Consider the following 19,867-nt stretch of genomic DNA (forward strand, 5'->3'; position numbering starts at 1 on the left):
CAGACGGCGTGAACACATGCGCGGATCCGATCGCCCGTTTCCACTGGTCAGCAGGTCGGTCCCGGGCGTAGCTTCGCGCTGTCGCGGCGGCGCTCCAGCTGCCCGGCACCCGCCTAACACTGGAGATGCGCACATGTTCGACACGACCTTCATCCGCAACGCGATCGTCAAGAGCTCTGAGACCGCTCTCGACCGTCGCCGCTTCTTCGAGGCCACCGGCGTCGCCGGCCTCGGCATCGGAGCCGCGGCCCTCGCCGCGCCCACCGCCTCCGCCGAGGAGGTCGCTGCCAGCGGCCCCAGCGACGCCTCGATCCTCAACTTCGCCCTCAACCTCGAGTACCTCGAGGCCGAGTTCTACCTCCGCGCCGTCTACGGCACCGGCCTCGGCGGCTCGGACGTGACCGGCAAGGGCACGCCCGGCGGCGTCATCGGCGGCCGCCCCGTCGACTTCAAGACCCCGTGGCTGAAGAGCTTCGCCACCGAGGTCGCGAACGACGAGAAGGCCCACGTGCAGTTCCTGCGGGCCGCGCTGGGCACCGCGAAGGTGGCCCGCCCGGCGATCAACCTGAAGGACAGCTTCAACTCCGCCGCCGTTGCGGCGGGGCTGATCAAGGCCGGTCAGTCGTTCGACCCGTTCGCGAGCGAGTCGAACTTCCTGCTCGGCGCCTTCGTCTTCGAGGACGTGGGAGTGACCGCCTACAAGGGCGCCGCCCCGCTCATCCAGTCGAAGACCTACCTCGACGCGGCCGCCGGCATCCTCGCGGTGGAGGCGTACCACGCGGGCGCGATCCGCTCGGCGATCTACGCCGCCGACCTGTCCGACTCGGCGAACAAGCTCTCCGACGCGCGCGACAGCCTCGACGGCAAGACCGACCTCGACCAGGGCGTCAAGGTCAACGGCCAGGCGAACATCGTCCCGACCGACGGCAGCTCCATCGCGTTCAGCCGCACCCCGGGCCAGGTCCTCAACATCGTGTACCTGAACCCCGCGGCCGGCACGCGCACCGGCGGATTCTTCCCCCGCGGCGTCAACGGCGAGCTCGTCACGACCTAGTCCCACCAGCACAGAGCACGACGACGGGCCCTTCCTCGAGGCGGCGAGGAGGGGCCCGTCGTCGTCTGCGTGCACATCCGTTCACCGGGTCCTCTAACCTGAGCGGGTGAAGATCGGGATCCTGACCTCCGGTGGCGACTGCCCCGGCCTCAACGCCGTCATCCGCGGTGCCGTCTACAAGGGCATCAAGGTCTACGACCAGGAGTTCGTGGGCTTCCGGAACGGCTGGCGCGGAGTGGTCGACGGCGACCTCCTGCCCCTGGGCCGCCCCGAGATCCAGGGCATCGCCAAGCAGGGCGGCACGATCATCGGCACCAGCCGGACGAACCCCTTCGAGGGCGAGAACGGCGGCCCCGAGAAGATCGCCGAGATGATGGACCGCAACGGCATCGACTCGATCATCGCGATCGGCGGCGAGGGCACCCTGGCCGCGGCCAAGCGCCTCACGGACGCGGGCCTCAAGATCGTCGGCGTCCCGAAGACCATCGACAACGACCTCGGCGCCACCGACTACACCTTCGGCTTCGACACCGCCGTCGGCATCGCGACCGACGCGATGGACCGCCTCCGCACCACCGGCGACTCGCACGGCCGCTGCATGGTCGCCGAGGTCATGGGCCGCCACGTCGGCTGGATCGCCCTGCACTCCGGCATGGCCGCGGGCGCCCACGTCATCCTCATCCCGGAGAAGCGCACCTCCCTCGACCGGATCGTCGAGTGGGTGCAGAGCGCGCAGGACCGCGGGCGCGCACCGCTCGTCGTGGTCGCCGAGGGCTTCTCGCTCGACACGATGGACGACGCCCACTCCGAGCGCGGCCTCGACGCCTTCGGTCGGCCCCGCCTCGGCGGCATCGGCGAGCTGCTGGCCCCGCTCATCGAGGAGCGCACCGGCATCGAGACCCGCGCCACCACGCTCGGCCACATCCAGCGCGGAGGCACGCCCACCGCGTTCGACCGCGTCCTCGCGACCCGCCTGGGCATGGCCGCCATCGACTCCGTCGTCGCCGAGCACTGGGGCCGCATGGTCGCCCTGCGCGGCACCGACATCTACCACGTGGACTTCGCCGAGGCGCTCGGCACCCTCAAGACGGTGCCGGACGCCCGCTACGAGGAGGCGCGCACCCTCTTCGGGTAGCGCGCGCTCCCCGCGGAGCGGTCAGTCCTTCGCGCCGTCCGGCGTCGCCGTGGCGACGATCTGCGCCCGCGCGAGGGTGTGGAAGTGCGCGTTGAAGCCGAGGATCGCCGGCGTCGACTCCAGGTCGAGGTCGAGTGACTCGACATCGAGGGCGTGCACCACGAAGAAGTAGCGGTGCTCGCGGTCCGGCGGCGCCGCTCCGACGAACTGGCGCAGCCGCATCTCGTTAGGCAGCGTCTGCGCGCCCGCCGGGAGCAGCTCGAAGCCGGCGGCTCCGGCTCCCGTGGGGAGCTCCGTGGTGTCGGCCGGGAGGTTGTAGACGGCCCAGTGCCAGAAGCCGGAGCCGGTGGGCGCGTCGGGGTCGAACACCGTCACGGCGAAGCTCTTCGTCTCGGCGGGGGCTCCCGACCAGCGCAGGTGCGGCGAGACGTCCTCCCCGCCGGAGCCCTCGCCGTAGTGGCGGGCGGACAGGGGCGCACCGTCGGCGATGTCGTCGCTCTCGAGCGCGAAGGTCGGCACCTCGCCGAGGCGGGCGTAGGGGTCGTAGGTCCAGTCGGACATCCGGTTTCTCCGTTCGGGAAGGGCGGGCGGGGGCCCGCGCCCTCAGCCTAGGAACCCGGCGGTGCGCGCCGAAGGGCTTGCGGAGGGGGTCAGGACCCGAGATAGCGCCCGGGCCGGTGGTTGAACGCCAGGACCAGGTTGAGCACCACCACTCCCGCCGCCGAGATCAGCACGTTCAGCGGAGGCACCACCAGCAGCGCGGCCGCGACCACGCACGCGTCGAGCGCCATCATCACGTAGCCCGCCCGCCAGCCGAGCCGCTCCTGCGCGATCAGGGCGACGATGCTGAATCCGCCCAGGCTCGACCCGTGCCGGAAGAGGATCAGGAGGCCGATCCCCGCGAGCACGTCGCCCGTGAGGACGCCGTAGACGGGCTCGATCCGCAGCTCGCCGAACGCCAGCGGGTGCAGCCCCGCCAGGACCGAGACCAGCACGATCGAGAACATGGTCCGCAGCGTGAACCGCCAGCCCTTCTTCCACAGCGAGAGGGCGAGGAACGGCACGTTGACCGTGACGAGGATCACGCCGAACGGGATGTCGAGCGGGTACCCCAGCAGCAGTGCGAGACCCGCGGTGCCGCCCGTGACCGCCTGGCTCGCGCGCAGCAGGTAGAGGCCGAGCGACACGACGAACGCACCGGTGACGAGACCGAAGACGTCCTCGAGGCGGGAGTGCGGCACGGGGGCGGAGGCGTCGGGCACCCGACGATGCTGCCACACGCCGCGCCCCGGTCCGGACGTCCTCGTAGGATGTGCCGGTGCTGCCGAAGATCCTGCTGTTCTACCGCTTCGTGCCGCTGGCCGACCCCGAGTCCGTGCGGCTGTGGCAGCGCGAGCTGTGCGAGTCGCTGGGCCTGCGCGGGCGCCTGCTGATCTCGGAGCACGGGGTGAACGGCACGCTGGGCGGCGGGATGGACGCCCTGAAGCGCTACGTCCGCCGCACCCGTGAGCACTCGGCATTCCACGGACTCGAGGTGAAGTGGAGCGACGGCTCCGGCCTCGACGACGACGGCCGCAGCCTCGACTTCCCCGGTCTCTCGGTGAAGGTGCGCGACGAGATCGTCTCGTTCGGCGCGCCCGACGAGCTGCGGGTCGACGCCGACGGGGTCGTAGGGACGGCTCCGCGGCTCGACCCGGACCAGCTGGACGCCCTCGTCGCCGAGCGCGACGACGTGGTGCTCTTCGACGGCCGCAACGCCTTCGAAGCCGAGATCGGCAGGTTCGAGGGGGCGATCGTGCCGGGGGTCTCCAGCACCCGCGAGTTCGTCGAGCAGCTCGACGCCGGCGTCTACGACCACCTCAAGGGCCGGCCCGTGGTCACGTACTGCACGGGCGGCATCCGCTGCGAGGTGCTGTCGAGCCTGATGACGGCGCGCGGCTTCGGCGAGGTGTACCAGCTCGACGGAGGCGTCGTCCGCTACGCCGAGGCGCGGCGCGACCGCGGTCTGTGGAAGGGGGCCCTGTACGTCTTCGACGGCCGCGGCTCCGTCTCCTTCTCCCCCGACGCCGAGGTGCTGGGCCGCTGCACCTCGTGCGCCGCGCCGACCAGCCGGATGCGCAACTGCACCGACCTCTCCTGCCGCGCCCAGCTCGTGGTCTGCGCCGACTGCGATGCGGCGGCCTGCGCCGCGCACGCGGGCCCTACGCTCGTGCCATGAGCATCGAAGCGCGCGGGCGCACCCTCGTCGACCTCCACACCGCCCCCGAGCTGCTGCAGGTGGTGAACGTCTGGGACGTGATCAGCGCGACCACGGTCGCCGCGCTCCCGGAGACCCGGGCGCTCGCGACCGCCAGCCACTCCATCGCAGCGGCGTTCGGCTACGAGGACGGCGAGCGGATCCCGCTGGAGCTGCACCTCGGCATGATCGAGCGCATCGTCGCCGCCGTCGAGGTCCCGGTCTCGGCCGACCTCGAGGCGGGCTACGGCGACGCGGGCGAGACGGTCCGGCGCGCGATCGGGATCGGCGTCGTGGGCGCGAACCTCGAGGACCAGGCGAAGCCGCTCCCGGAGGCGCTGCGAGCGGTCGAGAAGGCCGTCGCCGCGGCCGAGGAGGAGGCGGTGCCCTTCGCGCTCAACGCCCGCACGGACGTGCTCCTCCGTGCCGGCGACCGCGACCGCGATGAGGTCCTGGCCGACGCCGTCGAGCGCGGCCGCGCCTACCTCGACGCCGGCGCCACCTGCTTCTTCGTCCCCGGGCTGCTCCAGGACGCCGAGCTGGAGTCCCTCGTCGCCGCCCTCGGGCGGCAGCGCGTCAGCGTCATCGGCGTCCCCGGATCCCAGTCCCCCGCCCGCTTCGAGGAGCTCGGGCTGGCCCGCGTCTCCTACGGTCCGTGGACGCAGCGCGTCGCCCTGACGGCGCTCCAGGACGCGGCCGCCGCCCTCTACTCCGGCGGATCGCTCCCCGAGGGCACCCGGCCCCTGAACTGACCGCCCGGCCGCGGGCCCGCGGGCGTAGCGTGGGCCCATGTACCGAGCCATCGTCGTCGAGCGGCACTCCGACTCCGACACCGACACCCCCAACCGAGCCCGCCTCCTCGAGCGCGACGATCCCGACCGCTCGCACGGCGACGTGTCGATCGCCGTCGAGTACTCGAGCGTCAACTACAAGGACGCCCTGGCGCTGGCGGGGCGGCCCGGGATCGTGCGCCGCACCCCGCTCGTCGCCGGCATCGACCTGGTCGGCACCGTGGAGTACGCGGACGGCGAGGCGGGCGAGCGCTTCGACTCCGGCGACCGGGTGGTGCTCAACGGCGCAGGCCTCGGCGAGCGCCACGACGGCGGGCTCGCCGAGCGGGCGCGTGTCGACTCCGCGTCGCTGCTCCGGCTTCCCGGCGCCATCTCGGCGGCACGGGCCGGAGCGATCGGCACCGCGGGCTTCACGGCGATGCTGGCCGTGCTGGCGCTCGAGCGGCACGGCGTGCGGCCGGGCAGCGGTCCCGTCCTGGTGACGGGGGCCTCGGGAGGCGTGGGGTCGCTCGCCGTCGCGCTCCTGGCGCGCCTCGGCCACGAGGTCGTCGCCTCGACCGGCCGGCTCGGCGAGCACGGCGCTCTGCTCCAGCGCCTCGGCGCCTCCGACGTCATCGACCGCGCCGAGCTGCAGGAGGGCGGGAAGCCGCTGCAGTCCGAGCGCTGGGCGGGAGCGGTGGACTCCGCCGGCTCGCACACGCTCGCGAACGCCCTCGCGCAGACGGGGTGGGGCGGCACCGTGGCGGCGTGCGGTCTCGCGCAGGGCCCGGACCTGCCGGTGAGCGTGATGCCGTTCATCCTGCGCGGAGTGACGCTGGCCGGCATCAACTCGGTGGAGGCGCCGCGCAAGCTCCGCGAGGAGGCCTGGCGCCGCCTCGCCCACGACCTCGACCTGGAGCTGCTCGACGAGCTGACGACGACGGTGCCGCTCGGCGGGGCGGTCGACGCGGCCGAGGACGTGCTCGCCGGCCGCTCGCACGGTCGGACACTGGTGGACGTCCGCGCCTGAGGGCACGGCGTCGGCGGAGGGCGTCCGCCCGCCTCGAGCGTGGAGGAGTGGGCGCCTCGGCCGGCGCTGCGTGGCTGCTGCTCGTGCGGCGGTGCGCTACTCCGCGGCCTCGGTGGCGCCGCTCGGCTCGGCCGACGCGTGACCGACGGAGGAGTCGGGGCGCGCGGCGCGGGGTTTCGCCGGCGTGCGGGGCTTCGGCGCGGGCTTCGCGGCCGGCCCCGGCTTCGCGGGGGCGGGCTCGGCGGACTCGGATCCGGCGGGCTTCGGCTCGGCGGGCTTCGATCCCGCGGACTTTTTCTCGGCGGGCTTCGGCTCGGCGGGCTTCGGCTCGGCGGGCTTCACCGGAGCTGCGGAGTCGATCGGCTCGGAGCCGATGACGTCCACGGGCGCGGAAGCCCCGGACTCGGCCGGCGTGCTCGCGGCGGTCCGAGCACTCGTTTTCGGAGCGGCCTTCGGGCTCTTCGGAGCGGCCCCCGCTGCTGACTCCGTCGGCGCCGCGACGTCCTCCGCGGCGCCGTCCGCCTCCGGAGCCGCGGTCGCCGCGGCCGCCGCGCTCCCGCCGCTCGCCGCCTCCTGACCCTCGACCACCGTCGCCGGACCCGCCGCCTCCGCGGCCACGGCCGCGGCCTCCGCCGCCTTCGCCTTCGTCTTCGCGCGCTTCTCCGCGGCGGCCGCCTGGGCCCGCTCCGCCTGCTCGGCGACCTCGGCGACGATCACGAGGTCGTCGGTCTCGATCACGGGGATCGCCGCGGTCGTCGTCCCCAGCTGGAGGGCCGCGATCAGCTCGGGAGCGTGCTTGGTGCTCACGATCAGGCGGGAGTAGTCCTCGTCGACCAGGTCGATCACGACGGCCGAGGCGGTGCGCTTGATCAGCAGGAAGTCCTTGCCGCCGTGGAACTTCCACGTGCCGGCCGCGAGCGTGAGCGGCACCGCGGTGCCCGGCGCGCGGATGCCCCGCACCCAGATCCAGGGGTCCTCGGTGACCGTCGCCGAGCGGATGCTCGACCGGTCGACGACGACGTCGCTGCGGTGGAACGCGAGCAGTCGCTCGGCCGCGGTGAGGCGGAGTTCGAGGCGGTCGGGGAGCACGGTCACGACGGGCATGCCTCTAGTCTGCCCCGCCGCCCGCCGCCGGGTCAGCGCCGGATCGCACAACGATGCCCCGCCGCTCGCGTGGGTGGCAGCATGGTCGGATGCCGATGGATCCGGACGAGGCGCGCCTCCTCGACGCGCTGCTGGCCGAGCGGCAGGCCGAGACGCGCGACGAGGCGGCCCGGCTCGAGGCCTCGCTGGCCGAGCTCCTGCGCGACCGTGCCGACGGCACCGCCGATGACGAGCACGACCCGGAGGGCACGCCGCTCTCGGCCGAGTGGTCGCGGATGGCCGGAGTCCGCGACGCTCTCGCCCGCACGGCGCGCGAGCTCGACGCCGCTCGCGCCCGCCTCGGCACCGGCGGCTACGGGGACTGCGCCTCGTGCGGCCGCCCGATCGGGGCCGCCCGCCTCGCCGCCCGGCCCACGGCCGAGCTCTGCATCGACTGCGCCCGTCTGGCGGAGTCGCGCATCCGCTGACGCCCCGCGAGGCGAGCCTGCGGCGAGCCCTCCGCCTGAAGGCCCCCACAGATCCCGGCGTGCGGAAACCCGGTTTCTCCTGCGAGCATTCACATCCGGTCGCGTCCCTCGAACAGGTCTGACGGACCACCCCTCCCCCCCTGCTCGAAAGGCACTCCTGCGATGACCGAGACGTCGACCGCCCGATCGACCGGCGCCCCTCCCGCCCCCGACAAGCGCGCCTGGCGCTCGCTGATCGTCCTGCTCGCGGGCATGTTCATCGCCCTGCTCGACACGACCATCGTGAACGTGGCGCTGCCCACCATCCGCACCACGCTCGACGCCTCCGAGTCGACGCTCTCCTGGATCATCTCCGGCTACGCCCTCGCGTTCGGCCTCGCCCTGATCCCCGCCGGCCGCCTCGGCGACCGCTTCGGGCACAAGTGGGTCTTCGTCAGCGGCATCGCCCTCTTCACCGTCGCCAGCTTCGCGTGCGGACTGGCCGCGGACGACACCCAGCTCGTCATCGCCCGCATCGTGCAGGGCCTGGCGGGCGGCGTCTTCGTCCCGGCGGTCAACGCCTACATCCAGCTCCTGTTCCGCGGTCCCTCGCGCGGCAAGGCGTTCGCGGTCATGGGCGCGGTCCTCGGCGTCTCGTCGGCGCTCGGCCCGATCATCGGCGGCCTGATCATCCAGGCCTTCGGCGACGAGAACGGCTGGCGCCTGGTCTTCTGGGTGAACCTGCCCATCGGCGTCGCGACCCTGATCGCCGCCGCGGTCCTCCTCCCCGCCCGTCGCGACCTCGAGGCCGGCGACCGCGCCCCGAGCGGAGGCGTCGACTGGCTCGGCCTCGTGCTCGTCTCCGGCGGCCTGGTCGCCCTGCTCGTCCCGCTCATCCAGGGCGAGGACGAGGGCTGGCCGCTGTGGACCTTCCTCTCGATCGCCGGCGGAGTCCTGCTCCTCGCCGCGTTCGGCGCATGGGAGGTCCTCCACGTCCGCCGCGGCCGCGCTCCCCTGGTGCCGCCGTCGCTGTTCCGCCACCCGGCCTTCACCGGAGGCGTGATCCTCGCGCTGGTCTACTTCGCGGCCTTCACCAGCATCTTCTTCACCATCTCGCTGCTCTGGCAGTCGGGCCTCGGCCACACCGCGCTCGAGTCGGGCCTGGTGTCGATCCCCTTCGCGATCGGCAGCATCATCAGCTCCTCGCAGAGCAACCGGATGACCGCGCGCCTGGGGCGCAACGTCCTGGTGATGGGCAGCGGACTGCTCGCCATCGGGCTCGGCTGGGTCTGGCTGGTGCTGCTGACCGCGACCCCGGACTCGATCAGCAACTGGCAGCTCCTGCCGCCGCTGCTGATCGCGGGCCTCGGCAACGGCTTCTTCATCGCCCCGAACGTGCAGTTCATCGTCTCGACCGTCGACCCGCAGGACGCGGGCGCGGCGAGCGGCGTGATCTCGGCGATCCAGCGCATCGGCTCGGCCGTGGGCATCGCGGTCATCGGCAGCGTGCTGTTCGGGAGCCTCGTCATCACGGGTCCGGACACGGTCGCCTCGGGGTTCCTCGACGCCGCGGCTCCCGCGATGCTCCTCAGCACCCTGATGGCGGTCGCCGCCTTCGCGCTGGTGTTCGTGCTGCCGAAGTCGGTCTCGCGCCGGGGCTGAGGGCCCCTGCCCGGTCGCCGCACGCCGGCGGCCGGGCCCGCGGGACGTCCGCCGCTCCAGTGCGGCGGGCGCCTCCCGACTGATCCGCGGGTGGCCCCGGAGCCTACGCCCGAGCGGCCGCCGCGGCCTTCGCCGCCGCCGGCAGCGCGTCCACGATCCGTCCGATCGCCGCGTCGTCGTGCGCGGCCGAGACGAACCAGGCTTCGTACACCGACGGCGGCAGCGAGACGCCCGCGTCGAGCATCGCGTGGAAGAACGCCGGGTAGCGGAACGACTCCTGCGCCTGGACCTCGGCGTAGTCGCGCACCGGCCGGCCCAGGTCCGTGAACATGAAGCTGAAGAGGCTCCCGGCCGTCTGCACCGTGTGCGCGACGCCCTCGGCCGTCAGCGCCGCCGACACCTCGCGCTGGAGGGTCAGCGCCGTGGCGTCCAGCGAGGCGTAGACCGCGTCGTCGGCCAGCTGCAGCGTCCGGATGCCCGCGGCCACCGCGACCGGGTTCCCGGAGAGGGTGCCCGCCTGGTACACCGGCCCGAGCGGCGCCAGGTGGTCCATGACGTCCGCACGGCCGCCGAGGGCCGCGACCGGCATCCCTCCGCCGATGACCTTGCCGAAGGTGTAGAGGTCGGCCCGGTACGGAGCTTCGGCGCCGCGGTTCTCGAGCCCCCACCAGCCGCCGGCGCTCACGCGGAAGCCGGTCAGCACCTCGTCCATGATCAGCAACGAGCCGTTCGCGTGCACGAGGTCGGCGAGGGCCGCGTTGAAGCCGGGATCCGGAGCGACGACGCCCATGTTGGCGGCCGCGGCCTCGGTGATGACCGCCGCGATGTCGGCGCCGCGCTCGGCCAGGACCGCGCGCACCGCCTCGAGGTCGTTGTACGGCAGCACGATCGTCTGGGCCGCGGTCGCGGCTGTGACGCCGGCGGAGGCGGGCAGCGAGAGGGTCGCGAGACCGGAGCCGGCATCGGCGAGCAGCCCGTCGGAGTGGCCGTGGTAGTGGCCGGAGAACTTGATCAGCAGGTCGCGGCCGGTGACGCCGCGTGCGAGGCGGATCGCTGTCATCGTCGCCTCGGTGCCGGTGGAGACCAGGCGGAGCTTCTCGATCGGCGAGACTCCCCCGGCCGTGATCCGCGCCTCGACCAGCTCGGCGAGGTCGGTCTCGGCGGGAGTGGACGCGCCGAACGAGAGACCGCGGGCGGCCGCCTCCTGCACCGCCGCGACGACCTCGGGGTGCGCGTGCCCGAGGACGGCGGGGCCCCAGGAGCAGACGAGGTCGACGTACTCGCGCCCGTCCGCGTCCGTGATGTACGGGCCGGCGGCCGAGACCATGAAGCGCGGGGTCCCGCCGACCGAGCGGAACGCTCTGACGGGCGAGTTGACGCCTCCGGGGATCGCGTGCCGGGCACGCTCGTACAGGGTGTCGTTCGCCGAGGTGGTCACCCCTCCAGGGTACGCGCGCCGCCCGGCGCCCTCGCGCCGGAGGAGCGCTTTGTGACGAGATGCCGAGGCTCGCTCCCAGGAGGAGGAGCGGCTACTTCAGCAGGTCGCGAGCGATCTCGACGGCCCAGTACGTGAGAACCGCGTCGGCCCCCGCGCGGAGGATCCCCGTGACCGACTCCAGGATCGCCGGCTCGCGCGAGATCCAGCCGTTCGCGGCGGCGGCCTCGATCATCGCGTACTCCCCCGACACCTGGTACGCCCAGACCGGCACGTCCGAGACGGCGGCGACGTCCGAGAGCACGTCGAGGTAGCTCATGGCCGGCTTCACCATCACCACGTCGGCTCCCTCGGCGAGGTCGAGGGTCGCCTCGCGCAGGCCCTCGCGGCGGTTGGCCGGGTCCTGCTGGTAGGTGCGGCGATCGCCCTCCAGCGTGGACTGCACGGCCTCGCGGAACGGACCGTAGAAGCTGGAGGCGTACTTCGCCGAGTACGCGAGGATCGCGGTGTCCAGGTGCCCGGCGCCGTCGAGAGCGGCGCGGATCGCTCCGACCTGGCCGTCCATCATTCCCGAGAGCCCGAGCAGGTGGGAGCCGGCCTCGGCCTGGGCGAGCGCCATCTCCTCGTAGCGGAGGAGCGTGGCATCGTTGTCGACGCGCCCCCGGTCGTCGAGCACGCCGCAGTGTCCGTGGTCGGTGAACTCGTCCAGGCACAGGTCGGTCTGCACGACCAGCGCGTCGCCGACCTCCTCCACGACGACCCGCGTCGCGGCAATGAGCACGCCGTCGGGGTCGGTCGCACCGGAGCCGACCGCGTCGCGCGTAGTGGGCACGCCGAACAGCATCACGCCGCCGATCCCCGCCTCGGCCGCCTCCGTCACCGCTCCGCGGACGCTGTCCAGCGAGTGGTGCATCACCCCCGGCATCGACCCGATCGGCCGGGCCTCGGTGATCCCCTCGGCCACGAAGAGGGGCAGGATCAGCTGCGCCGGGTGGATGCGCGTCTCCTGGACGAGACGGCGGAGTGCGGGGGTCGTGCGGAGGCGGCGCGGGCGGATGGCAGTCATATCCTCCAGCGTAATCCCGCCCCGCCGAGCACCTCCCGGGAGCGCGGACGCCCCACCCCGTGGAGGTGCTCCGGACGCAGGACGTCAGCCGAGAGGCGGGTCCCCGGCCTGTGGGGCGGGGCCCGCCCCTCCCGGCCGACGTCGCGCTGGGGAGGCGGCTCAGCGGGGAGCGCGCTCCGTGGCGACGGCGGCGACCGCGTCGATGAGGGAGGAGGCCGAGCGCTCGTCGGCGACGACGTCGACGCGCAGGCCGAAGGCGCGGGCGTCCTTCGCGGTCTGCGGGCCGATCGCGGCGACGAGGATCGACTCGGGCACCGGGCCGAGCTGCTTCTGGACCTGCTCCGCGACGCTGCCCGAGGTGACGAGGATCGCGTGCACGGCTCCGCCGGCGACATCCGCCACGACGCGCTCCTCCACCGGGACGCCGACCGTGCGGTAGGCGACCACGGAGCGCACGTCGTGCCCGATGCGGGTGAGGCCCTCGGTGAGCAGCGGCTTGGCGATCTCGGACCGCAGCGTCAGCACGCGCAGGGGGTGTCGGCCGCCGGTGGCCTCCTCCCACTCGGCCAGGAGGCCGCGGGCGGAGTTGTCCTCGGAGGGGACGAGGTCGACGGAGTACCCGGCGGCGACGAGCGCGGCCGCCGTGGTCTCGCCGACCGCCGCCACCTTGGTGCTCGCGGGCACGGTGGTGCGCAGGAGGGACAGGACGTCGACCGTGGTGGCGCTCGTGACGGTCATCCAGTCGAAGGCGCCGGCCTCGAGGTCGGCGAGGGCCTGCTCGAGCGCCGGGAAGTCGTCGGTCGGCGCGAAGTTGATCATCGGAGCGACGACGGGCGAGGCTCCCTTGGCACGGAGAGCGGCGGCGACACCGTCCCCCCACGGGCCTCCGCGGGGGACGAGGATGCGCCACCCCTGCAGCGGCTTCTCCCACTGGGAGTAGGCGGCGGGGACGATCACGAAGGGGCTCCCAGGGGTGCGAGTTCGGCGGCACCCGCACCGAGAAGCGCGTCAGCGAGCAGAGAGCCGCAACGGAACGCGGCTTCGACGACGGGCAGTTCGCGACCACCATACTGCGGATCCGCCCGGTGTCGACCACCGCCGACCGAACCGTTATCGACCGGCTCCGCGACCTCCCGTGCGAGGGACGCCGTACCGTCGACGGCGAAGACCACGCCGTGCAGGACCACGCGGTCCTCCTCGACGACCGCGGAGGCTCCGATCGGAGCGGCGCACCCGGCCTCGAGGGAGGCGAGGAGCGAGCGCTCGGCCGTGATCGCCGCGCGGGTCGGCACGTGCTCGACCGCCGCGAGAGCGGCACGCAGCTCCTCCGACGGCTCCTCGTCGCGCACCTCGATGGCCAGCGCTCCCTGACCGGGGGCGTGCGGGGAGACGTCGAAGCCGAGCACCTCGGTGATCGCGTCGACCCGGCCGAGGCGGCGCAGGCCGGACAGGGCGAGCACGATCGCGTCCAGCGGCGAGTCGCTGCCGGGCAGCACCCTCCGGAGCCGGGTGTCGATGTTGCCGCGGATGTCCACGATCTCGAGGTCCGGACGGGCGGCCAGCAGCGCCGCGCGCCGACGGGGCGAGCCCGTGCCCACGCGGGCTCCGACCGGCAGGGTCGCCAGGGTGAGCCCGTCGCGGGCGCAGAGCGCGTCGCGCGGGTCCTCCCGCTCGGGGACCGCTCCGAGCAGCAGGCCCTCCACCGCAGCGGTGGGCAGGTCCTTCAGCGAGTGCACGATCGCATCGCAGCGCCCGGCGAGCAGCGCGTCGCGCAGGGCGCTGACGAACACGCCGGTGCCGCCGAGGGAGGCGAGCGAGCCGCGCATGCGGTCACCGTCCGACTCGATGCGCACCAGCTCCACGGGGACCCCCGCGGCGGCCGACATCAGATCGGCCGTCATCCGGGTCTGCGCCACCGCGAGCGCGCTCGCGCGGGTGCCGACTCTGATGCTCACGACAGACGACTCCTCATCACGGTGCGATTCCCGCCAGGGCGGGCTTGAACCCCGCTCGCACGTTCTCGCAGCAGCCGGGGCGGCAGACGTCGTACCAGGGGCCGAGCGCCGTCATCGAGGCCCGGTCCTCGGTCGGCACGCCGTTGACGCGCTCGAGGACCAGGTCGACCAGGCCGGAGACGTAGACCGGGTCCGTGCCGGGGGTCGCGACGCGGAGCGCGACGAGTCCGTGCTCCTCCGAGGTCTCGAGGGCCTCGTTGTCGAGGTCCCACATGACCTCCATGTGGTCGGACACGAAGCCGAGCGGGACGATCAGCAGCGCGCGGCGGCCGCGGGCCGGCAGCTCCGCGATGGCGTCGTTGATGTCCGGCTCGAGCCAGGGCTGGGTGGGCGGGCCGGAGCGCGACTGGTAGACCAGCTGCCAGGGCGCGTCCTCGTCCGTGGCGGCGGCCATGACGACCTCGGCGACGGCGAGGTGCTGCGCCTCGTAGGCGCCGCCCGGTCCGAACTCGTGCACGTCGACGACGGTGCCGTCGTCGTGGCGCTCGTGGGGTCCGCTGCGCTCGGCGTCGGCCATGGGGATCGAGTGCGTCGAGAACAGCACCTCCACCTCGGACGTGACATCGAGGTCGGGCATCCGCTCGCGCAGCTCGTCAAGCCCGTCGTGGACGGCCTTGATGAACGGCATCACGAAGCCGGGGTGGTCGAAGAACTGGCGCACCTTGTCGATCCGCAGCTCGCCCTCGAGGCCGGTCGCGTCGAGCGCCGCCGCGTAGTCCTCGCGGTACTGCCTGCAGGACGAGAAGGAGGAGTACGCGCTGGTGGCGATGGCGAGCAGGTTGGTGAATCCGCGCTCCTTCGCCTCGGCGACGGCCTCGCTCATGTAGGGCGCCCAGTTGCGGTTGCCCCAGAGCACGGGGAGGTCGATGCCGCGGTTCGCGAGCTCGGCCTCGAGCGCCTTCTTCAACGCGCGGTTCTGCGCGTTGATCGGGCTGACGCCGCCGAAGTGGCGGTAGTGGTGGGCGACCTCCTCGAGGCGCTCCTCCGGGATGCCGCGGCCGCGGGTGACGTTGCGGAGGAACGGGATGACGTCGTCCTGACCCTCGGGCCCGCCGAAGCCGGCGAGGAGGATCGCGTCGTAGGCCACGGGGACCTCGACGTGCTCGGGGCCGGACGCCGCCGCAGGGGTGGCCCCGCGGACGAGGATCGGCTCGCTGGTCGTGTCGCTCATCGGAGCACCTCGGCGATCTGGTCGGCGTCGATGCGCCGTCCTGTGTAGAAGGGGACTTCCTCGCGCACGTGGCGGCGGGCCTCCGTGGCGCGCAGGTCGCGCATGAGGTCGACGAGGTTGACGAGCTCCTCGTCCTCGAGGGCGAGGATCCACTCGTAGTCGCCGAGCGAGAACGAGGCGACCGTGTTGGTCAGGACGGAGCGGAACCGCGAGCCCTGGCGCCCGTGCTGGGCGAGCATCGCGCGGCGCTCCTCCTCGGGGAGGATGTACCACTCGTAGGAGCGGACGAAGGGGTAGACCGTGAGCCAGCGGGCCGGCGCCTTCCCGCGCATGTAGGCGGGGAGGTGGTTCGAGCTGAACTCGGCGTCGCGGTGCACGCCCATCGCGTTCCACGTCGGCAGGAGGCCGACCAGCAGCTCCGTGCGCCGCAGCTCGCGGTAGGCCCGCTGCAGCTCCTCGGGCGCCGGGCCCGTGAGCCACAGCATGATGTCGGCGTCGGCGCGCAGGGCCGAGACGTCGTAGGTGCCGCGGACGGTCACGCCCTCGCCCTCGAGCTGGGCGACGAGGTGCTCGTACTGCTTCACCGCGGGATCCACGGCGTCGCTGGAGAGGGTGAACGGACGTGCGGGATCCCTGCGGAGAACCGCCCAGAGCGTGTATCCCAGGGCCTGATCGGAGTGATCCTGATCGGCGGGGGGCTGCGGCGCCGGAGCGGCGGCGCTCGTGTCGGGGGCGGACTGAACGGGACCCGCCGTGCCGGCGGTCTGATCGGTCATTGATCCATCATCCCTCCGCTCGTGCCGATGCACAAAAGCGGCGGGGGCTCTGGCGCCGGAGGGCCCGGGACGCTAGCGCCCCGGGCCCTCCGGCACTCAGTCCTCGATGATCTGCTTCGCGACGCCCCAGACGACGAGGCCCACGGCGGCGGCGGCGCCGACCGCTCCGGCGATCAGCGCGGAGGGGTTCTGGCGGCGCACCACCTGGAGCTTGCGCTCGATCGTCCGCTGGGCGGTACGCACCTTGCGCGGCACGTTGACCTTGTACTCGATCGCGTCGAGGGTCGCGGCGAGCTCGGAGCGAGCGCGCTCGATGTCGGCCTTCAGCTGGCCGGGCTTCAGCTCCGCCGGGTCGACGAAGCGGGGCGTGGTGCTGCTGACGGATCGCTCAGTTGTCATAGCTGCCCACTCCCTTGAACGCCTGGACGTCCTTCTTGATGCTGTCGATCGAGTCCTGCGGCACCGGCGGCACGGCCTTCTTGATGGTGCGCACGCCGACGAGGGCGAGGATCACGGCCACCAGGAGGAAGAAGACCGTCACGATCAGCGCCGACAGCCAGGCCGGCAGCCAGGAGGCGATGCCGATGATCGCGAAGGCGACCAGCGTCGCCCACGCGGTCAGGAGGAGGAAGGCCGCGACCGCGAACAGGCCGACGGCCAGACCCGCGCTCTTCGCCTTGCCCGCCAGCTCGTTCTTCAGCGAGGCGACCTCGGCCTTGACGAGCTCGATCACGAGGCCGGGCAGGTCGCTGACCAGCTCTCCCAGTGATCGGGCGTTCTTGGGATTGCGTTCGTTCACCACGGGAGCTCCTCGAGGGTGGGACGTGCCGGCCGGCGCGCGCCTGGCACGGCCGGAGGGATGAGCACTAGGCCCTGCTGGTGGAGGTGGACGTCGTCGACCCGCCGGAGCCGGCCGACGCCGCGGCCTCGTCGACCTTCGAGGCCGCCTTGCGGGCGGCCGCCGACGCCTCCGCGTCGCTCGCTCCCTGGGCCTTCCTGCCGCCGGACACGGCCTTGACGACCACCGAGCGCACGACCTCGTACGCCTTGTCCGAGACGCTGCTCAGCTGGGTCTTCGCGGCACCGCCGACGGCGCCCGCGACGTCCTGCACCGGCTGGGTCCGCCAGAAGCGGCCTGCCGCCGAGGCGATCTGCTCGTACCGCTTGCGGCCGGCGCGTGCTCCCAGCACGTACCCGGCTGCGGCTCCTGCCACGAAAAGAATCTTGCCCTTCACGCCTACTCCTCGTCCTGGGTCGCTCTCGCGATCGTCCACGCGGTCGGTGACCACTCGTGCCGGGGCACGCCGCGCGCTCGCGCGGATGCCTGGGCCTAAGAGTAGCCGTCGGCGTCGCGGGCGTCGCTCGGCAGCCCGACTCCTTGACGCACCAGTCGGCGCCGGATAAGGGCGGCCGTCTCGGCGGCGTGCGGGAGCACCGAGGCGAGGCCCGTGCCCGCGATCCAGGTGCCGGTCACGGCGACTCCCTCGATCGGGAGGAGCGCCTCGCGGAACGCCTCCAGGTGCGCGCGGCGGCCGAGCGCCGCGGCGGGGCGGACGTTGGCCCAGCGCACCCGGGCGGAGTCGACGAGCGAGGCCGGATCGAGGGCGAGTCCGAGCAGCGTCGAGGCGTCGAGCAGGGCGATCGCGGCCGCCTCGGCATCGGTGCGCCCCTCGAGCGGCGGGCGCTCGCCCGGGCGCCCGTAGGAGAGGCGCAGCACGTGGCGGCCGGGAGGGAGGGAGGCGGCCAGCCAGTCCCACTTCGCGGTCGCGTGCGTGATCGCCTTGGCCGTGACGTCGGTGGCGGTGGGCGCCACGAGCACGCCGGAGCCGCGGGGGGCTGCGTCCAGGCGGGCGTCGTCGAGGACCAGGGTCACCAGCTCGACGGAGTCGTGGGGCGCCTCGTCGGCGCGCTCCGCGACGGCGGGAGCGAGGCCGGCGAGCAGCGCCCGGGCGTCGCGCTCCGGGGTCGAGACGATCACCGCTCGGGCGCTCAGAGCGCCGTCGGCGAGGGTCAGGACGAAGTCCCCGTCGGAGCCCTCGAGCCGCTGCACGGAGGCGCCGGTGCGGATCTCGCCGGAGAGGTAGTCGATCCGCTGGACCAGCGCGGCGACCAGGCGGTGCATCCCGCCCTCGAGCCCGCGGACCGCGACTCCGGCCGGGAGGTTCGCGCGGAGGGCGGCCACGGCCCGGGCGAGGGAGCCCGCGCGGGTGAGCGCGCCGTTCAGTCCGGGTGCGGCCAGGTCGACGTCGATGTCGTCCGGCCGGCTCGAGTAGACGCCGGAGACGACCGGCGCGACCAGGTCCTCGAGCACGCGCTCGCCCATCCGGGTGCGCACCAGCTCGGCGAGGGAGTGCGCGCGGCCGATGCGCAGCACCGGCATCAGGGTGTCGAGCCAGGCGCGCCAGGCGCCGCGGCGGCCGATCGCCCGCACGACGTCGGGGGCGAGCGGCGTGCCGGGGATGCCGAGGATGCCGGCCCGGGGCGACGGCACGGAGCGGCCGCCCGAGAGGTGCAGCCACGAGCCGTGCGTCCGGGGCTCGACGATCGACTCGGCGAGCGGGACGCCGTCGAGGGTCAGCGCGGCGAGCGCCCGCTCGACGTGGCCGCCGCGGGTGGCGAAGCTCTCGGCGCCCGCGTCGAGCGCGGCTCCGGCCAGGGCGAGCGGAGAGACGGAGCCGCCGACCCGCTCCCCCGCCTCGAGCACCACGACGCGCAGGCCGATGCGCAGGCACTCCGCGGCGGCGGCGAGCCCCGCCACTCCGCCGCCGACGACCGCGACGTCGTACGACGCCGCGTCGCGGGGGCGCTCCTCGCTCACGGCCGCCAGGCGTGCACGAACGCGACGAGGCGCGTGAGCACGTCGGGGTCGGTCTCGGGCGGCACGCCGTGGCCGAGGTTGAGCACGTGCGCGGGGGCGCTCAGGCCCCGGCGGAGCACGTCGTCGACGTGGGACTCGAGGACCTCCCACGGCGCGGTCAGCAGCGCCGGGTCGACGTTGCCCTGCACCGGCACGAAGCCGCCGAGGCGGTGGTTGGCCTCGTCGAGCGGGATCCGGTAGTCGACGCCCACCACGTCGGCGCCGATGCCGTGCATCGCTCCGAGCAGCTCGCCGGTGCCGACGCCGAAGTGCACGATCGGGACGTTGCGGCGCGTCTCCCCGTGGTCGAACGCGAGGTCGCGCACGTGGACGAGGGCGCGCGCGGAGGCGGGAGCGACGTGGGTCGTGTAGTCCGAGAGCGAGAGCGCCCCGGCCCAGGAGTCGAAGAGCTGCGCGGCGCTGGCCCCGGCGAGCACCTGCGCGCGGAGGAAGCGGCCCGTGACCTCGGCGGTCCACTCCATCAGCTGGGCCCAGGCGGCGGGGTCGGCGTGCATCATCGTCCGCGCGCGCAGGTGGTCCTTGGACGGGCCGCCCTCCACCAGGTAGGCGGCCAGGGTGAAGGGAGCGCCGGCGAAGCCGATGAGCGGAGTGTCGCCGAGGCCCGCGACGGTGCGGCGCACGCCCTCGCGGATGGGCTCGAGCGTCTCGTCGAGCACGGACGGGTCGATCGAGGCGAGCTCGGCGACGTCGGCGGCCGTGCGCACCGGCTTCTCGAGCACCGGACCGCGCCCGGGGACGATGTCGACGCCGACGCCCGCGAGCCGCAGCGGGATCACGATGTCGCTGAAGAAGATGGCCGCGTCCACTCCGTGGCGCCGCACCGGCTGCAGGGTGATCTCGCTCGCCAGCGCCGGGTCGAGGCAGGCGTCGAGCATCTTCGTGTCGGTGCGCAGGGCCCGGTACTCCGGGAGGCTGCGGCCGGCCTGGCGCATGAACCAGACGGGCGTCCTCTCGCCCCGCTCGGAGCGGTAGGCGCGCAGGAGCAGCGAGTCGGCCGTGCGGCCGGCGGAGAGGGGGTGCAGCGGATCGAGCAGGCCGTCGGTGGGGGAGGTCACCGCGGCATTATTCCAGGCGCATCCGTGCATTCCT

Annotated in this window: 21 protein-coding genes; 7 read left to right on the forward strand and 14 right to left on the reverse strand. The window is 73.6% G+C overall.

The window, feature by feature from the left end; all coding sequences use genetic code 11:
• Positions 1 to 133: 133 nt before the first annotated feature.
• Both C5C49_RS05230 and C5C49_RS05235 read left to right on the forward strand, forming a co-directional pair.
• A complete protein-coding gene (locus C5C49_RS05230; RefSeq protein ID WP_104222865.1) occupies positions 134 to 1,054 on the forward strand; it encodes a ferritin-like domain-containing protein in 921 nt (306 codons plus the stop codon).
• Between the two features lie 106 nt (positions 1,055 to 1,160).
• Positions 1,161 to 2,189 carry a 6-phosphofructokinase gene (locus C5C49_RS05235; protein ID WP_104233097.1) on the forward strand — a complete coding sequence of 343 codons (1,029 nt, stop codon included), beginning with the start codon at positions 1,161 to 1,163 and terminating at the stop codon, positions 2,187 to 2,189.
• A 21-nt stretch (positions 2,190 to 2,210) separates the two neighbouring features.
• On the opposite strand, the gene C5C49_RS05240 is transcribed toward C5C49_RS05235, so the two are convergent.
• On the reverse strand, positions 2,211 to 2,750 hold the full coding sequence (locus C5C49_RS05240; protein WP_104345611.1) for a YbhB/YbcL family Raf kinase inhibitor-like protein: 540 nt from the start codon (positions 2,748 to 2,750) through the stop codon (positions 2,211 to 2,213).
• 89 nt (positions 2,751 to 2,839) lie between these two features.
• A complete protein-coding gene (locus tag C5C49_RS05245; RefSeq protein WP_244230588.1) occupies positions 2,840 to 3,451 on the reverse strand; it encodes a YitT family protein in 612 nt (203 codons plus the stop codon).
• 56 nt (positions 3,452 to 3,507) lie between these two features.
• Here C5C49_RS05245 and C5C49_RS05250 point away from each other — a divergent pair, with 56 nt between their 5' ends.
• The 3 genes from C5C49_RS05250 to C5C49_RS05260 are packed head-to-tail and all read left to right on the forward strand — an operon-like array spanning position 3,508 to position 6,225.
• On the forward strand, positions 3,508 to 4,407 hold the full coding sequence (locus tag C5C49_RS05250; RefSeq protein ID WP_104222869.1) for a rhodanese-related sulfurtransferase: 900 nt from the start codon (positions 3,508 to 3,510) through the stop codon (positions 4,405 to 4,407).
• Positions 4,404 to 5,177: an isocitrate lyase/phosphoenolpyruvate mutase family protein gene (locus C5C49_RS05255; RefSeq protein WP_104345612.1), complete on the forward strand. Its 774-nt coding sequence runs from the start codon at positions 4,404 to 4,406 to the stop codon at positions 5,175 to 5,177. The genes C5C49_RS05250 and C5C49_RS05255 overlap by 4 nt, the downstream gene beginning before the upstream one ends.
• A gap of 37 nt (positions 5,178 to 5,214) precedes the next feature.
• The gene (locus C5C49_RS05260; RefSeq protein ID WP_104345613.1) at positions 5,215 to 6,225 is read left to right on the forward strand and encodes an MDR family oxidoreductase; all 1,011 of its coding nucleotides are present in this window, start codon (positions 5,215 to 5,217) and stop codon (positions 6,223 to 6,225) included.
• Positions 6,226 to 6,321: 96 nt separating this feature from the next.
• On the opposite strand, the gene C5C49_RS17440 is transcribed toward C5C49_RS05260, so the two are convergent.
• Complete coding sequence (locus C5C49_RS17440) at positions 6,322 to 7,329, reverse strand: hypothetical protein (protein ID WP_308471225.1); 1,008 nt, start codon at positions 7,327 to 7,329, stop codon at positions 6,322 to 6,324.
• Positions 7,330 to 7,418: 89 nt separating this feature from the next.
• Here C5C49_RS17440 and C5C49_RS05270 point away from each other — a divergent pair, with 89 nt between their 5' ends.
• Together C5C49_RS05270 and C5C49_RS05275 are read left to right on the forward strand one after the other, a co-directional pair.
• The gene (locus tag C5C49_RS05270) at positions 7,419 to 7,796 is read left to right on the forward strand and encodes a TraR/DksA family transcriptional regulator (protein WP_258060010.1); all 378 of its coding nucleotides are present in this window, start codon (positions 7,419 to 7,421) and stop codon (positions 7,794 to 7,796) included.
• Positions 7,797 to 7,958: 162 nt separating this feature from the next.
• On the forward strand, positions 7,959 to 9,437 hold the full coding sequence (locus C5C49_RS05275; RefSeq protein WP_104233092.1) for an MFS transporter: 1,479 nt from the start codon (positions 7,959 to 7,961) through the stop codon (positions 9,435 to 9,437).
• Between the two features lie 103 nt (positions 9,438 to 9,540).
• Here the strand turns inward: C5C49_RS05275 and hemL are convergent, their stop codons facing one another.
• The 11 genes from hemL to hemE form a co-directional block, all read right to left on the reverse strand.
• Positions 9,541 to 10,875: a glutamate-1-semialdehyde 2,1-aminomutase gene (hemL, locus tag C5C49_RS05280; protein ID WP_104222874.1), complete on the reverse strand. Its 1,335-nt coding sequence runs from the start codon at positions 10,873 to 10,875 to the stop codon at positions 9,541 to 9,543.
• Between the two features lie 91 nt (positions 10,876 to 10,966).
• Positions 10,967 to 11,938, reverse strand: coding sequence for a porphobilinogen synthase (gene hemB, locus C5C49_RS05285; protein WP_104345614.1), 972 nt, complete (start codon positions 11,936 to 11,938; stop codon positions 10,967 to 10,969).
• A 159-nt stretch (positions 11,939 to 12,097) separates the two neighbouring features.
• Positions 12,098 to 12,892 carry a uroporphyrinogen-III synthase gene (locus C5C49_RS05290; RefSeq protein ID WP_104222950.1) on the reverse strand — a complete coding sequence of 265 codons (795 nt, stop codon included), beginning with the start codon at positions 12,890 to 12,892 and terminating at the stop codon, positions 12,098 to 12,100.
• Positions 12,892 to 13,893: a hydroxymethylbilane synthase gene (hemC, locus tag C5C49_RS05295; protein ID WP_104283147.1), complete on the reverse strand. Its 1,002-nt coding sequence runs from the start codon at positions 13,891 to 13,893 to the stop codon at positions 12,892 to 12,894. The genes C5C49_RS05290 and hemC overlap by 1 nt, the downstream gene beginning before the upstream one ends.
• A 16-nt stretch (positions 13,894 to 13,909) precedes the next feature.
• Positions 13,910 to 15,124 (reverse strand): ferrochelatase, encoded by a 1,215-nt coding sequence (locus tag C5C49_RS05300; protein WP_104345615.1) that lies wholly within the window; start codon positions 15,122 to 15,124, stop codon positions 13,910 to 13,912.
• The gene (gene hemQ, locus C5C49_RS05305) at positions 15,121 to 15,900 is read right to left on the reverse strand and encodes a hydrogen peroxide-dependent heme synthase (protein WP_104233087.1); all 780 of its coding nucleotides are present in this window, start codon (positions 15,898 to 15,900) and stop codon (positions 15,121 to 15,123) included. The genes C5C49_RS05300 and hemQ overlap by 4 nt, the downstream gene beginning before the upstream one ends.
• A 96-nt stretch (positions 15,901 to 15,996) precedes the next feature.
• The gene (locus C5C49_RS05310; protein WP_104222879.1) at positions 15,997 to 16,299 is read right to left on the reverse strand and encodes a DUF3618 domain-containing protein; all 303 of its coding nucleotides are present in this window, start codon (positions 16,297 to 16,299) and stop codon (positions 15,997 to 15,999) included.
• The gene (locus C5C49_RS05315; RefSeq protein WP_244229489.1) at positions 16,289 to 16,699 is read right to left on the reverse strand and encodes a phage holin family protein; all 411 of its coding nucleotides are present in this window, start codon (positions 16,697 to 16,699) and stop codon (positions 16,289 to 16,291) included. Before C5C49_RS05315 ends, C5C49_RS05310 begins: the two co-directional genes overlap by 11 nt.
• A gap of 67 nt (positions 16,700 to 16,766) precedes the next feature.
• Positions 16,767 to 17,135, reverse strand: coding sequence for a hypothetical protein (locus tag C5C49_RS05320; RefSeq protein WP_146076613.1), 369 nt, complete (start codon positions 17,133 to 17,135; stop codon positions 16,767 to 16,769).
• Between the two features lie 95 nt (positions 17,136 to 17,230).
• A complete protein-coding gene (locus C5C49_RS05325) occupies positions 17,231 to 18,718 on the reverse strand; it encodes an NAD(P)/FAD-dependent oxidoreductase (RefSeq protein ID WP_244229490.1) in 1,488 nt (495 codons plus the stop codon).
• The gene (hemE, locus tag C5C49_RS05330) at positions 18,715 to 19,863 is read right to left on the reverse strand and encodes a uroporphyrinogen decarboxylase (RefSeq protein ID WP_104222882.1); all 1,149 of its coding nucleotides are present in this window, start codon (positions 19,861 to 19,863) and stop codon (positions 18,715 to 18,717) included. Before hemE ends, C5C49_RS05325 begins: the two co-directional genes overlap by 4 nt.
• Positions 19,864 to 19,867: the final 4 nt, after the last annotated feature.

It is taken from the genome of Rathayibacter sp. AY1E2 (assembly GCF_002932325.1).
GTDB lineage: Bacteria > Actinomycetota > Actinomycetes > Actinomycetales > Microbacteriaceae > Rathayibacter.

Coding starts and splice junctions, on each gene's coding strand:
- C5C49_RS05275 (WP_104233092.1), top strand. CDS start 7,959: ATGACCGAGACGTCGACCGCCCGATCGACCGGCGCCCCTCCCGCCCCC.
- C5C49_RS05260 (WP_104345613.1), top strand. CDS start 5,215: ATGTACCGAGCCATCGTCGTCGAGCGGCACTCCGACTCCGACACCGAC.
- C5C49_RS05300 (WP_104345615.1), bottom strand. CDS start 15,124: ATGAGCGACACGACCAGCGAGCCGATCCTCGTCCGCGGGGCCACCCCT.
- C5C49_RS05270 (WP_258060010.1), top strand. CDS start 7,419: ATGCCGATGGATCCGGACGAGGCGCGCCTCCTCGACGCGCTGCTGGCC.
- C5C49_RS05230 (WP_104222865.1), top strand. CDS start 134: ATGTTCGACACGACCTTCATCCGCAACGCGATCGTCAAGAGCTCTGAG.
- C5C49_RS05255 (WP_104345612.1), top strand. CDS start 4,404: ATGAGCATCGAAGCGCGCGGGCGCACCCTCGTCGACCTCCACACCGCC.
- C5C49_RS05310 (WP_104222879.1), bottom strand. CDS start 16,299: ATGACAACTGAGCGATCCGTCAGCAGCACCACGCCCCGCTTCGTCGAC.
- hemB (WP_104345614.1), bottom strand. CDS start 11,938: ATGACTGCCATCCGCCCGCGCCGCCTCCGCACGACCCCCGCACTCCGC.
- hemE (WP_104222882.1), bottom strand. CDS start 19,863: ATGCACGGATGCGCCTGGAATAATGCCGCGGTGACCTCCCCCACCGAC.
- C5C49_RS05240 (WP_104345611.1), bottom strand. CDS start 2,750: ATGTCCGACTGGACCTACGACCCCTACGCCCGCCTCGGCGAGGTGCCG.
- C5C49_RS17440 (WP_308471225.1), bottom strand. CDS start 7,329: ATGCCCGTCGTGACCGTGCTCCCCGACCGCCTCGAACTCCGCCTCACC.
- hemQ (WP_104233087.1), bottom strand. CDS start 15,900: ATGACCGATCAGACCGCCGGCACGGCGGGTCCCGTTCAGTCCGCCCCC.